Here is a 13,256-nt window from a genome sequence, read left to right on the forward strand (position 1 = left end):
ATGACCCAAGCCAATCTGCGGCCGACCTCGCCGAATTCCTGGCACTACCGGGAACTGAACATGAAGAATCCCGGCCTCGACCATCTGTCGAACGGCCTGATCACGCTGACCGAGGCCGGCCACCCGATCGTCGCGGGCTCCGCCGACCTGCAATATTCGAACGGCCTCAACCGCTTCGCCGCCCGTTACCCGGACCGCTATGTCAGCTTCGGCATTTCCGAGCAGAACATGGTGTCGGCCGCCGCCGGCCTCGCCACCACGGGCATGATGCCCTATGTCGCGACCTTCGCCTCGTTCCTCGGCCTTCTGACCTGCGAACAGATCCGCATGGACGTCGCCTATTGCGCCCTGCCGGTGCGCCTGATCGGCCACCACACCGGCATCGCCATGGGCTTCTACGGCACCTCGCACCATGCGACGGAAGACATCGGCACCATGCGCTCGATCGCCGACCTGACGATCGTCTCGCCGGCCGATGGTCCGCAGCTCGAAGCGGCGATCCGCGCCTCGGTCGATCATGACCGGCCGATCTATTTCCGCACCGGCCGCGGGCGCGAGCCGGAGCTCTATGACAGCAAGGCCGATTTCGTCTTCGGCAAGGCGGTCGAGCATGCGCAGGGCGAGGAAGTGACGATCATTGCCTGCGGCCTGCCGGTCCATCCATCGGTGCAGGTCGCGAAGAAGCTCGCCGCCGAAGGCCGCAGCGTCGGCGTCATCGACATGGCGACCGTGAAGCCGATCGACCGCGACGCGATCCTCGTCGCCGCCGCGCGATCGAAAATCATCCTGACCATCGAGGAGCACAACATCCTCGGCGGCCTCGGCTCCGCCGTGGCCGAAGTGCTGGCGGAGGAAGGCAGTCCGGCAAAGCTGGTTCGCCACGGTATTCGCGACGAATACGCGCTGATCGCCCCGCCGACGCACCTCTACGCCCATTACCGGCTCGACCAGGCCGGCATCGAATCCGTCGTCCGCGACATCATCGGCTGACGGCGCGCGCCGGGAGGGCGCGCAAGCCGAACTTCAACTGAGGGAGAGAGACATGACATTCCTGAAATCCGCATCGCTGATGCTGTGCACGGCCGCACTGGCCATCATGGCCAGCACCGCCAATGCCGCCGAAAAACATGAGATCTACAAGCTGCTGCCGAATTCCGCCCTGTCCGGCGTCATCGATCCGGAAATGGCCGACCGTTCGGATGTCGCCAAGGCGCTGCCGACGGAGCCGCGCGATGCGAGCAAGAAACTCGTCATCGGCTGGACCGAAATCACGCTCGGCAATCCGTGGTTTGTCAGCGTCATCGACACGGCTAAGGCCAAGGCTGCCGAATACGGCTATGAACTCGACGTGCAGGTCGCCGATGGCGACCCGGCCAAGACGTCAGCGCAGATCGATGCCTTCATCGCCAAGAAGGTCGACGTCATCGTGCTCGACCCGACCGACCTCGCCGCCGCCGCAGCCGACGCGCAGCGCGCCGTCGATGCCGGCATTCCGGTCATCGCGCTCGGCACGGTGCCGGACGACAGCCCGATCGTCACGACCGTGCTCTTCAACCCCTACGGCAACGGTTTCGAGGCCGGGCGCTTCGTCGCGCAGCACTACGGTGCCGACAAGCCGATCACGGCGGCGGCGATCCTCGGCACGGTCGGCAACTCGACGTCTGAAAGCCGCGTCAACGGCATGATCACCGGCATCATCTACGAGCGTTCCCAGCAGCTCGGCCTCAACCTTTCCAAGGAAGACGCCATGCTCGCCGGCTTCAATAAATTTCAGGAGCTGAAAACCGGCGGCGCCTTCGACTATCCGGAGGTCAAATTCAGCGTCGTCTCGATGGGCGTCGGCTTCTGGACGGAGGAAGGCGGGCTCGATGCGGCGGAGGACATCCTGACGGCGCATTCCTCCAAGCTCGACATCATCCTCGCCGAAAACGACTTCATGGGCATGGGCGCGCTGCGTGCGCTGGAAAACCAGGACCTCAAGGGCAAGATCCAGGTGGCCAACGCCGCGGACGGCTTCCGCACCGCGCTCGATCTCGTCAAGTCGGGCGACATGCTGGTGACCGGCCTTTGCTCCGGCTCGCACACCGGCGAAGGCGTCATCACCCTGATCAACCAGATCTTCGACAAGGGTTTCGACGCCAACAACCTGCCGCTCGGCTCCTATTATCCCTCGCAGATCGTGACCAGGGAGAACGCCGACCAGTTCATCGATCCGGACACGGCGAACCCGTTCTTCCGCTACACGGTCCCGGCCTTCAAGACGATCGGCGAACTCAAGAGCTGATCGGCACCGGGGATGATGCGGCGGGCCTTGCGGGGTCCGCCGCGATGAAAGGGAGGCAGGACATGGATCGCCTGGACATGCGGCAGATCTCCAAGGAATTCGGCGGCATCGCCGCTTTGAGTGGCGCCGGGTTTTCGGCACGCGCGGGCGAAGTGCATGCCCTGATGGGCGAAAACGGCGCCGGCAAATCGACCCTGATGAAAATCCTCGCCGGCGCTTATACCCACGACGGCGGCGAGATCCACATCGGCGGCGAACCCGTCAGCATAACGAACCCGCAGGACGCGATCCGCAACGGCGTCTCGATCATCTACCAGGAATTTTCGCTCGCAGGCGACCTGACGGTTGCCGAAAACATCCTGATCGAGACCCTGGGGCACGGCATCTTCGTCAACCGACGGGCCATGCATGCCCGTGCCGCGGAACTGCTCGCCCGCATGGGTTTCGACGACATCGATCCCGGCGAGATCGCCGGCGGGCTCACCATCGCGCGCCAGCAGGTGGTGGAAATCTGCAAGGCGCTGTCGCGCGACTGCTCGATCCTCGTGCTCGACGAGCCGACGGCCGTGCTCACCACGCATGAGACGGAAAAGCTGTTCGACCTCGTGCGGCGGCTACGCGACCAGGGCGTCTGCATCGTCTACATCTCGCACCGTCTCGACGAGATCTTCAGCCTCTGCGACCGGGTGACCGTGCTCAAGGACGGCGCGACGGTCGGGACCTGGGAAACGAGCAGGCTCGACCATAAGACGCTTGTCAACCTGATGATCGGCCGCGAGCTGAAGGACTTCTTCCCCGAACGGCAGGCCACCCCCGGCCCGGTGGCGCTGGAGGTGGACGCGCTCGCAGCCGGCGGGCTGGTCTCCGACATCAGTTTCACGGTGCGCCGCGGCGAAGTGCTCGGCATCGGCGGCCTTGTCGGCGCGGGGCGGACCGAGGTGCTGCGCGCGATTTTCGGCGCGGATCCCATCTCCTCTGGCGAAATCCGCATCGATGGGCGCCCCCGCGCCATCCGCTCGCCCGGTGATGCCGTGCGGGCGGGCATCGGCCTCGTGCCGGAGGATCGCAAGCAGCAGGGCTGCCTGCTCGACCTGCCGATCCTCAACAACGCCATGCTGACGCCGGTCAACCCGCATCTCGGCTTTTGGGGTCTCATCCGTGACGCCCGCGAGCGCGGCGCCACCGAAGCCCTGCGCAGTCGGCTGAACCTGAAGGCCGCGAGCATCGACGCCGAGGCCGGCACGCTGTCGGGCGGCAACCAGCAGAAGGTCGCGATCATGAAGTGGCTCGTCTCGGGCTGCGAGATCCTGCTGCTCGACGAGCCGACGCGCGGCGTCGATGTCGGCGCGAAGGTCGAAATCTACCGCGTCATCAACGAACTGGCGGCCAATGGCGCTGCCATCGCCATGGTCTCCTCGGAAATGCTCGAGCTGATCGGCATGTGCGATCGGGTGGTCGTCATGCGCGCCGGCCGCCTTGCCGGCGAACTTTCTGGCGAAGAGCTCACCGAGGAAGGCATCATCGAACTGGCAATGGGGCGCAAGCATGTCCACTAATCCGAAGGCTCCTGGCCTCGTTTCCATCCTCGTCACCTACAACATCTACATCATGCTGGCGGCGCTGGTGGTCATCTCCACCGTCTTGTCGGAACACTTCCTGACGCTGCAGAACCTCTTCAACCTGCTGAGGCAGTTGGCACCTTTGGCCCTCGTCTCGATCGGCATGCTGCTCGTCATCCTCACCGGCGGCATCGACCTTTCGGTCGGCTCCATAGCCGCGATCGGCGGCATGGGCGTCGCGATGGCGATGCCGGCCCTTCCCTTCGATGGCGCCACGGCCCTACTGGTCTGCGTTTTCGGAGCTGTGCTGTTCGGCGCGCTGCTCGGTGCCATCAACGGCGCGCTCGTGGCCGGCTTCGGCATGGCCTCCTTCGTCGCGACGCTTGCCATGATGACCATGGCGCGCGGCCTCGCCTATATGCTGTCGAACGGCCAGCCGGTGCGCTTTCCGCGCGACCTGCCGACCGCGCAGATCCTGACCGGCTTCGGCAGCAAGGGGCTTCCCGGCATCGGCCTGCCCTGGCCGGTTTTCGCCGTCGTCGTCATCATTGCCCTCTTCGTCTTCCTGCTGCGCCGCACGAACTGGGGGCGGTTGACCGTCGCCACCGGCAGCAACGAGAACGCCGTCCGCCTCGCCGGCCTGCCCGTCTGGCGCTACAAGTTCCTCGCCTTCACGCTGAGCGGCGCGCTGTCCGCCCTCGCCGGCATTTTCGTCACCGCCCGCACCGCCGTCGGCACGCCGGTCACCGGCATCGGCCTGGAGCTCGATGCGATTGCGGCCTGCGTCATCGGCGGCGCGCTGCTCTCTGGCGGCCGCGGCACCGTGACGAATACGATGATCGGCGTGCTGATCCTCGGCCTGATCGGCAACATCATGAACCTGATGAGCGTGCCGGCCTATCCGCAGCAGATCATCAAGGGCGTCATCATCATCCTCGCCGTGCTGATGCAGGGCATCGGCGCCCGGGCAAAACGCCGCGTGTGAACCTCCCACACGCGAAACTGGCCCGCATCGCGAGGCGCGATGCGGGCCTTCTTTCATTTCAGGAAATCGACGAGCAGGCGCACCTGCTGCTCGATCATGTGGATGCCCTTGTGAACCACACAGCCCCGCGCCTCTGCCGCGACCAGAAGCGGCGTGACGTCCGGCTGCATCACCACCTCGCCGACGACCGTGCGCGCATCGAGCCGGTCCACATCGACGGGCAGCGCATCGCCCGTATGCATGCCGAGCGCAGTGCCGTTGATGACGATGTCGAAACCGCGCGGATCCGGCGGGCCGGTCTCGATGCGGGCGTTTTCAAAGAGGCCGCGCAACTGCCGGGCCAAAATTTCGGCCTTTTCCGGCGAGCGGTTGGCGATCCTCAGCCCGGCAACGCCGGCGCCGAGCAGCGCATGGGCGACACCGCTCGCCGCACCGCCGGCACCGACGAGCAGCACGCGCTTGCCGGCCGGGTCGTGCCCGCGATGGAGGAGGCCGGCGACAAAACCCTCGCCGTCGAACATGCCGCCGGTGAGGCTGCCGTCCTTCTCCCGGCGAACGACGTTGCAGGCGCCAACTAGGGCGGCCGCGCCGACGAGGCGGTCGCACAGCCCGGCAATCGCTCCCTTGTGAGGAATGGTTATCACCATGCCGGTAAGGTTTTCGATCGCCCGCAGACTGTCGACGGTGGCGTGCAGCCGTTCCGGCGCGACGTCGAGCGGCACCATGACGATGTCCTGCCCCTGCCGCTCACATTCGGCGTTGAACAGCGGCGGCGTGCGCACATGGCGGCATGGATGGGCGAGCAGGGGGACGAAGCGGGTATGCCCGGTAATCATGGGGTGAAATCCTCGAAAACGACAAGAAGGCGCTTGCGCGCCCGATTACATAATATATGATATATGAAATATCCATAGGGATGCCTGCATGAATTCCCCTTTGACCATTTTCGACGCCGATCTCAAGGTTTTCGGAGCGCCCGGACGCTATGTGCAGGGACGTGGCATCCTGGCCCGCATCGGCGATTTCGCAGCCCAGATCGGCCAAAGCGCGGTGCTTGTGGCGGATGTGCACATCCTGCCGCTCGTCGAGCGGACGATCCGCCGCTCCTGTGAGCAACGGGGCGTTTCCCTGATGGTGCTACCCTTCGAAGGCCGGCTCGGCCCTGAGACTGGCCACGATCTCGAAGCCAGGCTCGGCGATGCGACACCCGCGATCGTGCTCGCCGCCGGCGGCGGGCGGGCGATCGATGCAGGCAAGGCGCTTGCCGATACGCGGGCGCTGCGGCTGATCACCATTCCCACGGTCGCCTCCAACGATGCGCCGACGAGCAAGAACTATGTGCTCTACGACGAGGACGATGTGCTGCTGGACGTCCGGCACCTTTCCCGCAATCCGGATTTCGTGGTCGTCGACACGGCGCTGCTTGCCGGCGCGCCGAAAGCGATGTTCGCCGCCGGGCTGGGCGACGGGCTCTCCAAGAAGGCCGAAGCGCTCGCCTGTGCCGCCGGCAGCGGCCTCACCATGTTCCGCGCTCGGCCGACGCGGCTTGCCGGCACGATCGCAGCGGCCTGTTACGATACGCTGATGACGCATGGCCGGGCCGCCTATGACGCCGCGGGCACGGGCGAACCGACCGAGGCCTTCGAGGCCGCGGTCGAGGCGATGATTCTGATGGCCGGGCTCGGCTTCGAAAGCGGCGGCCTTTCCGTACCCCATGCATTGACGCGCGGCCTGCCGCTGCTGCCGGGCGTCAAGGCCCGGCCGCACGGTCTACAAGTCGCATACGGGCTTGTCGTGCACCAACGGCTGATGGGCGAGGCCATGCCCGACGCCCTCCTCGAGCTTTACCGCCATGCAGGGCTGCCGCTGAGCCTTTCAGACCTGACCACCGCGGAGATCGGCCGGCCGCAACTCACCACCGTGGCGCAAGCGTCGATCGCCGTGCCGCACATGCTCAATTTCCCGAAAACGCTGACCGTCGACGACCTGGTGGACGCCATGCTCGCCATCGAGACGGAAACCGCCAACTGAAGAGGACCATGAAATGCCGAACAAGGACCAGGCTGCGCCCCTCGCCGTCGTCACCGGAGGCGGCACCGGCATCGGCCGCGCCGTCGCGGAATTTTTGACCGCAGGCGGCTACGCGGTGATCGCCCTGGGTCTCGACCGCGATGCCGACCTGCCCGCCGACATCGCCTTTCACACTGTCGACATCACGGATACGGCGGCAAGCATCGCGGCTCTGCCGGAAGGACGGCCGGTCGCGGCGCTGGTCAACTGCGCCGGCATGTTGCGCCACCAGCAGGAATGGGAAACCGAGGCCTTCGAGCAGGTCATGCGCGTCAACCTGACCGCCGGCTTCGCGCTCGCCAATGCGCTGCTCGCCCGGCTCGAAGCCGCGAGCGGCGCCATCGTCAACGTCGCCTCCATGTGGGCGATCTTCGGTTCACCCGGCGCCCCCGCTTATACGGCGAGCAAGGCCGCGGTCGCCGCCGTCACGCGCTCGCAGGCGGTGGCCTGGGCGGGCCGCGGCATCCGCGTCAATTCCATCGCACCGGGCTGGGTCGAGACGAAGATTTCCGAAAAGGCCCGCACCGACGCCGCGCGAGCCGAGCGCATCAATGCCCGCATCCCCATGGCGCGCTGGGCGAAACCTGCCGAAGTCGCCTCCGTCGTGCGCTTCCTGCTGTCGCAGGATGCCGCCTACATCACCGGCGCGATGATCCCCGTCGACGGCGGTTATTCGGTCTGCTGAGGAGATTGCACATGAAAGCCTGGATTCACGACACGACCGGTGATCCGGACGTCCTGCAACTGCGTGACCGGCCGAAGCCGGAAGCGGGGCCGGGCGAGTTGCTGATCCGCAACCGCGCCGTCGGCCTCAACCCCGTCGACTGGAAGTTCATCCTCTGGGGCCACGACGCCTGGGAATGGCCGCATATTCCCGGCGTCGACGGGGCGGGCGAGGTCGAGGCGGTGGGCGATGGCGTGCACCATATCGCACCGGGAGCGCGGGTCGCCTATCACAACGACCTCCTGAAGCCCGGCTCCTTCGCGGAATATACCGTCATTCCGGCACGCGCCGCCATTCCGCTACCGGCCGCCCTGCCCTTTGCCGCCGCAGCAGCGATCCCCTGCCCCGGCCTCACCGCCCGGCAGGCCATCGACAAGGTTGCGCTCTGGCCCGGCGCCCATGTGCTGGTGACCGGCGCCTCCGGGGCGGTGGGCGGCGCGTTGCTCCAGTTCGCCCGCGTGCAAGGCTGGATCGTGCATGCCGTCGGCTCCGCGTCGCAATCGGACCGCCTGCTTCGCCTCGGCGCTGCAACCGTCACCGACTATCGCCGGGACGGCTGGAAGGAGGACTGGGCAAAGCGGGCGAGGCATCAGCCACTCAACGCCGTGTTCGACATGGTGAGCGGCGCCCATGCTGCCAGCCTCGCGCCGCTTCTGACGGCGAACGGCCATCTGGTCTGCATCCAGGACCGGCAGGAAACCGCGCCGCTGCCCGCCTTCTCGACGACGATCTCGCTGCACGAGGTCGGCCTCAATGCCATGCACGGCCATGCCTGCGATCGCCAGTGGGCACGGCTTGTCGCCGCCGGCGCCGGGATCGCACAGCACATCTCGGAGGGACTCTTCGATCCGCAGCTCATCGAAGTAACCGCCTTCGATGAACTGCCTCAAGCACTGGCACGCCTCAAGACCGGACCGAACCCCGGCAACCGCGTCGTCGTCCTGTAGCGCCTTACGCCCCCTGCTCCTCGCGCCGCTCCTTCGGCCCCTTCGGGAACCATCCGGCGATGCGTGCGCCGAGCGGGTCGAGGAAGGTCAGGACGACGGGCACGAAGACGAGCGTCAGCAGTGTCGAGGAAATCAGGCCGCCGATGACGGCGTGGGCCATGGGCGCACGCTGTTCGCCGCCTTCGCCAAGGCCGATCGCCATCGGCAGCATGCCGAAGATCATCGCCAGCGTCGTCATGACGATGGGGCGAAGGCGCACGGCGCCGGCGTCGGCAAGGCTGTCCTGCAGGCTCTTGCCGGCCCGGCGCCCCTGGTTGGAATAGTCGACGAGCAGGATGGCGTTCTTGGTGACGAGACCCATCAGCATGATGAAACCGATGATCGAGAACATGTTGAGCGTCGAACCGGTGACGAGCAGCCCGATCAGCACGCCGATCAGCGACAGCGGCAGCGTCATCATGATGGCGATCGGCTGGATGAACGAGCCGAACTGCGAGGCGAGGATGATGTAGATGAAGATCACTGCGAGCGCCAGCGACTGGAGCGCATAACCGAAGCTCTCCTCGAGGTTCTCGGCGTCGCCGCCGAAGCTGATGCGGTAGCCGGCCGGGATCTGCATCTTGGCGATTGCGGCGTTGAGGTCGGCCGTAACGTCGCCGAGCGCGCGCCCTTCGATATTGCTCTCGATGCGGATTTCGCGCGAAAGGTCTTTTCGCGTGATGGCGTCGGGTGCCGTGCTCTCGATGACGTCGGCCACCTGGTCGAGCAGCACGGTGATCGGCTTGCCGTCGTCGTCCGTACGGCCGGTGGCGATCGTCAGATCGCGAAGCTGCGCGGCATCGCGCCGGCCCGTTGCCGGCAGGCGCACCATCACGTCGTAGGATTCACCGTCCGGCGCGTTCCAGACGGAGATGGCGTCGCCCGCGACGAGCGGGCGCAGCGTATCGCCGATGGTGGCGATCGAGACGTCGAGGTCGGCCGCCGCTTCCGACCGGATCCGCACGGCAAGCGTCGGGCGCTTGTTCTCGATCGAGGATTCGACTTCCGTGGCACCCGGGATTGCGGAAAGCGCCGTGGTGATCTCGGTCGAAATCCGGCGCAGGTCCTCCTCGCCATCGCCGAGCACGGAAAGTTGCAGCGGCTTTTGCGAAGAGCCCGTGCCGGAATTCTGGCCGATCGAGATTTCGAGGCCGGCAATCGAGGCCAGCCGCTTGCGGATCGGCTCTATGCTTTCGGCGGTGGTCACCGTGCGCTCGGCGCTGGGCTTCAGCTGCACCGCGACCGTCGCCTCGTTGAAGCCGCGCGCACCGCCGGCATTCACGGTGGAATAGATCGTATCGACATAATCGAATTCGCGCAGCGCCCGCTCGACCTGGCTGACCTTCGCGGCCATGTAGTCCAGCGAGGCGCCCTCGGTCGCCTTCAGCGCGATGGAGACCTCGCCCTGGTCGGCCGGCGGCAGGAATTCGGCGCCGATGCGCGGCACCAGCATCAGGCTTGCCACGAACATCGCGACCACGACGAAGACCGTGGTCTTGCGAAAGCGGAACGTCCAGTGGATCAGCCGGCGGTAGCGGTCTGCAAGGCGCTCGAACCAGCGGTCGAAGCGGGCGATCAGCCGCCCGAGCGGCCCGCGCCTGGCGTTCTGCTCCGACTGCGGATCGTACCAGACGCTCGACAGCATCGGATCGAGCGTGAAGGATATGAACAGCGAGATCAGCACGGCGACGGCGACCGTCACGCCGAATTGCAGGAAGAACCGGCCGATCAGGCCGCCCATGAAGGCGACCGGCAGGAACACCGCGACGATGGACAGCGTCGTGGCGAGAACGGCAAGGCCGATCTCGTTGGTGCCGTCGAGCGCGGCATCCACATGGTTCTTGCCCATGTGCAGATGGCGGGTGATGTTTTCGCGCACGACGATCGCATCGTCGATCAGGATGCCGATCGACAGCGAGAGCGCCATCAGCGTCATGGTGTTGAGCGTGAAGCCGAGCGCATAGATGACGGCGAAGGTGCCGATCACCGAGATCGGCAGCGTCAGCCCGGTGATGACCGTCGAGCGCCAGGAATTCAGGAACAGGAAGACGATGACGACGGTGAGCACGCCACCCTCGATCAGCGTGCGCTGCACCTCCTGCACCTGGGCGGCGATGGGCCTGGAATTGTCGCGCGTCACCTTCAGCTCCACCCCTTCCGGGGCGAGCTCGACATTGAGCGCCGCGATCTCCTTGCGCAGTTCCGCGGCGACCTGGACCGTGTTGGCGCCCTGCACCTTGACGATATCGAGCCCGAGCGAGGGAACGCCCTGATAGGTCGCGCGGCTCGTCACCTCGGCGCCGACGTCGATCACGGTCGCGACATCGGAGAGATAGACCGGATATCCGCCGCTCTGCGCCACGATGATGCCGTTGAAGCCGGCAACGTCGGGAATGCGGCCCTCGACGGTGACGATGCGCTGGTTGATGCCGGAGATCAGCGTGCCGGCGGCGCGGTCCTGGTTCTCCTTGCGGATGGCGTCCATGACCGATGTGACCGCGATGCCATAGGCTTCCAGCCGGTCTGGATCGACCATCACCAGCACCTGCCGCTCGCTGCCGCCGACCAGCGAGATCTGGCCGACGCCGGCAATGACGTTCAGCCGGTTGGTGATGACGCGGTTGGCGAGCGTGGTGATTTCCGAAAGCGAGCGTTTTGACGAAGACGCCGCGATCGACAGGATCGGGGCGTCGTCCGGATTGAAGCGGGTGACCTGTGGCGTGTCCACGGCATCCGGAAAACCCGCCTCCAGCCGCGCCACGCGGTCGCGGACCTCCTGCGCGGCAACCTGCGAATCCACGTCGAGTTCGAATTGCACGACGACGACCGAGCGGCCCTCGTAGGATTCGGAGATGATCGTGTCGATGCCGCCGATGGTGTTCAACGCGGATTCGATCGGCCGCGACACCTCGCTTTCGACCGTCGAGGGCGAGGCGCCCGTATAGGTCGCCGTGACGACGACGATCGGCAGGTCGGTTTCGGGGAACTGGTCGACGCCGAGGCGCGAATAGGAAAACAGCCCGATCACCAGGATCGTCACCATCATCATCGTCGCGAAGACGGGATATTTGACGCTGATACGCGTGAGGAACATGGCTTACAGCCCCTCGACGACGACGGGCATGTCGGCTTCCAGCGCCGGCAGCGGCGCCGAGACGACGATTTCGCCCGCTGCAAGCCCCGACACTTCCACGAGGCTGCGGTCCGTCCAGGCGGTGCCGAGCTGGACCGGCTGGCGGCGCAGCACGCCGTCCTGCACCTTCAGCACGAAGCTGCCCGCCTGGTCGGTGCGGATCGCGGAATTGGGCAGGGCGATGATGTTCTTGCGTTCATCGACCTTCAGGATGCCGGTCGTGAACATGCCGCCCTTGAGGATGCGATCGTCATTGTCGATCGCCAGGAACACCCGGACCGCCCGCGAACCCGCGACGGCCGTCGGCGAGATACGGGTGACCTTGCCGGAGAAGGTCCGGTCGGGAAAACCCTCGACGTTGAGCTCGACGGGCTGGCCGATGCGCACCATCGGGATGCGGCTGGTGGGCACGCCGGCATCGACCTCCATCTTGCTGAGGTCGACGATGGTCATGAGCTCCGTGTTCAGCCCGACCGTCTGGTCCTGCTCGACAGGGCGCGAGGCGATCACGCCGTCGAAGGCGGCGCGGACCTCCGCATTGGCGAGGTCGCGCTCTGCATCGGCGATCTCGGCCTGCTTCGACCGGATCTGCGCCTGAAGATTGGCGACATTCGCCTGCGCTTCCAGCTGAGCGGCCTCCGAGGAGGCGCCGCGCTCGCCGAGAGCGGCCGTGCGCCGCTGGACGGATTCGGCAAGCTCCAGCTGCGCGCGCATCGCCTCTGCCGAAGCCTGGCGAACAGTCAGCGTGGATTCGAGCGCCATCTTGTCGAAGCGGATGAGCAGGTCGCCCGCCTTCACCACGTCGCCGACCTTGACCGGCAGCTCGACGATCGTCGAGGCGACACGGGCGGCGAGCGTCGACCGGCGGATCGGGGTGAGCGAGCCGGCGATACGGACTTCGCTTGCGATATCATGCGGTTCGACCCGGGTGATGTCGACCTGCGCGAGCTCCATCGTCGGCTTCGCAGCCTCCTGTGCCTGTGCCGGTCCCGCCGCGACCCATCCCGCCAGGCAGGCGATGCGGATTGCGCGCGGCCAGGACAGTCTGCGGACGGGCATGGAGTTTTCTGAGTTGTGGATGGTGCGCTCGCTCATGAAATCCGTCTTGCTTTAGAGTTTTCGCCCGCGACAGGCTTAGGCATGGGGCAGATCACGTCCCGTCCTACGGGCCGCACAGTGCCGTAACATTGTAAAATCAATCAGTCCGGCCCTGTAGAAACGTCGATCGTGTCGGGACTGGGGCATCGCCTCGCCGCCTGCACATTTTTTCGGCGAACGGCAACTCCCGCTCGCGGAAGTTGATCCCTCGCGACCGCCGAGCACCCCCCGGGCGCGGCCCTGTGGACATCCTCGGCGGATGTCATGCGCGTGTCATGGCGATCTGTTGAAACGCTGCCCCATGCCATCAGGCGATTGTGACGACTCAAACAAGGGGCTCAGCGCACCGGTTGCGCAAGTCTCGATCATCGTCCTTCCCCTCGTAGGCATGAGCACTTCGCCGCCTTCCGGTCCTGT

General features: G+C 66.1%; 10 protein-coding genes. 7 read left to right on the top strand and 3 right to left on the bottom strand.

What is annotated here, in order from left to right; genetic code table 11:
- The 4 genes from VGN93_RS23615 (at window position 1) to VGN93_RS23630 (ending at window position 4,828) form a co-directional block, all read left to right on the top strand.
- Window positions 1-990: a transketolase family protein gene (locus VGN93_RS23615; protein ID WP_327509441.1), complete on the top strand. Its 990-nt coding sequence runs from the start codon at window positions 1-3 to the stop codon at window positions 988-990.
- A gap of 52 nt (window positions 991-1,042) precedes the next feature.
- Window positions 1,043-2,284, top strand: coding sequence for a sugar ABC transporter substrate-binding protein (locus tag VGN93_RS23620; protein WP_327509442.1), 1,242 nt, complete (start codon window positions 1,043-1,045; stop codon window positions 2,282-2,284).
- 62 nt (window positions 2,285-2,346) lie between these two features.
- Window positions 2,347-3,840 (top strand): sugar ABC transporter ATP-binding protein, encoded by a 1,494-nt coding sequence (locus VGN93_RS23625; RefSeq protein WP_327509443.1) that lies wholly within the window; start codon window positions 2,347-2,349, stop codon window positions 3,838-3,840.
- Window positions 3,830-4,828, top strand: a complete 999-nt coding sequence (locus VGN93_RS23630) for an ABC transporter permease (protein ID WP_327509444.1) — start codon at window positions 3,830-3,832, stop codon at window positions 4,826-4,828. Before VGN93_RS23625 ends, VGN93_RS23630 begins: the two co-directional genes overlap by 11 nt.
- A 53-nt stretch (window positions 4,829-4,881) precedes the next feature.
- Here the strand turns inward: VGN93_RS23630 and VGN93_RS23635 are convergent, their stop codons facing one another.
- The gene (locus tag VGN93_RS23635) at window positions 4,882-5,664 is read right to left on the bottom strand and encodes a shikimate dehydrogenase (protein ID WP_327509445.1); all 783 of its coding nucleotides are present in this window, start codon (window positions 5,662-5,664) and stop codon (window positions 4,882-4,884) included.
- Window positions 5,665-5,752: 88 nt separating this feature from the next.
- On the opposite strand from VGN93_RS23635, the gene VGN93_RS23640 reads away from it, so the two are divergent.
- Genes VGN93_RS23640 through VGN93_RS23650 form a run of 3 tightly spaced genes read left to right on the top strand, consistent with a single transcriptional unit; the run spans window position 5,753 to window position 8,569 of the window.
- Window positions 5,753-6,859, top strand: a complete 1,107-nt coding sequence (locus VGN93_RS23640) for a glycerol dehydrogenase (RefSeq protein ID WP_327509446.1) — start codon at window positions 5,753-5,755, stop codon at window positions 6,857-6,859.
- Between the two features lie 13 nt (window positions 6,860-6,872).
- Window positions 6,873-7,583 carry an SDR family NAD(P)-dependent oxidoreductase gene (locus VGN93_RS23645; protein ID WP_327509447.1) on the top strand — a complete coding sequence of 237 codons (711 nt, stop codon included), beginning with the start codon at window positions 6,873-6,875 and terminating at the stop codon, window positions 7,581-7,583.
- An 11-nt stretch (window positions 7,584-7,594) separates the two neighbouring features.
- Window positions 7,595-8,569 carry an alcohol dehydrogenase catalytic domain-containing protein gene (locus VGN93_RS23650; RefSeq protein WP_327509448.1) on the top strand — a complete coding sequence of 325 codons (975 nt, stop codon included), beginning with the start codon at window positions 7,595-7,597 and terminating at the stop codon, window positions 8,567-8,569.
- 4 nt (window positions 8,570-8,573) lie between these two features.
- On the opposite strand, the gene VGN93_RS23655 is transcribed toward VGN93_RS23650, so the two are convergent.
- Window positions 8,574-11,702: an efflux RND transporter permease subunit gene (locus VGN93_RS23655; RefSeq protein ID WP_327509449.1), complete on the bottom strand. Its 3,129-nt coding sequence runs from the start codon at window positions 11,700-11,702 to the stop codon at window positions 8,574-8,576.
- Window positions 11,703-11,705: 3 nt separating this feature from the next.
- Window positions 11,706-12,800 (bottom strand): efflux RND transporter periplasmic adaptor subunit, encoded by a 1,095-nt coding sequence (locus VGN93_RS23660; RefSeq protein WP_327509450.1) that lies wholly within the window; start codon window positions 12,798-12,800, stop codon window positions 11,706-11,708.
- Window positions 12,801-13,256: the final 456 nt, after the last annotated feature.

Source organism: Shinella sp., from assembly GCF_035998705.1.
Lineage (GTDB): Bacteria > Pseudomonadota > Alphaproteobacteria > Rhizobiales > Rhizobiaceae > Shinella.

Excerpts from the sequence above, each read along its gene's own strand:
- VGN93_RS23625 (WP_327509443.1), top strand. The coding sequence starts at position 2,347 with ATGGATCGCCTGGACATGCGGCAGATCTCCAAGGAATTCGGCGGCATC.
- VGN93_RS23660 (WP_327509450.1), bottom strand. The coding sequence starts at position 12,800 with ATGCCCGTCCGCAGACTGTCCTGGCCGCGCGCAATCCGCATCGCCTGC.
- VGN93_RS23615 (WP_327509441.1), top strand. The coding sequence starts at position 1 with ATGACCCAAGCCAATCTGCGGCCGACCTCGCCGAATTCCTGGCACTAC.
- VGN93_RS23655 (WP_327509449.1), bottom strand. The coding sequence starts at position 11,702 with ATGTTCCTCACGCGTATCAGCGTCAAATATCCCGTCTTCGCGACGATG.
- VGN93_RS23645 (WP_327509447.1), top strand. The coding sequence starts at position 6,873 with ATGCCGAACAAGGACCAGGCTGCGCCCCTCGCCGTCGTCACCGGAGGC.
- VGN93_RS23640 (WP_327509446.1), top strand. The coding sequence starts at position 5,753 with ATGAATTCCCCTTTGACCATTTTCGACGCCGATCTCAAGGTTTTCGGA.
- VGN93_RS23620 (WP_327509442.1), top strand. The coding sequence starts at position 1,043 with ATGACATTCCTGAAATCCGCATCGCTGATGCTGTGCACGGCCGCACTG.
- VGN93_RS23635 (WP_327509445.1), bottom strand. The coding sequence starts at position 5,664 with ATGATTACCGGGCATACCCGCTTCGTCCCCCTGCTCGCCCATCCATGC.
- VGN93_RS23650 (WP_327509448.1), top strand. The coding sequence starts at position 7,595 with ATGAAAGCCTGGATTCACGACACGACCGGTGATCCGGACGTCCTGCAA.
- VGN93_RS23630 (WP_327509444.1), top strand. The coding sequence starts at position 3,830 with ATGTCCACTAATCCGAAGGCTCCTGGCCTCGTTTCCATCCTCGTCACC.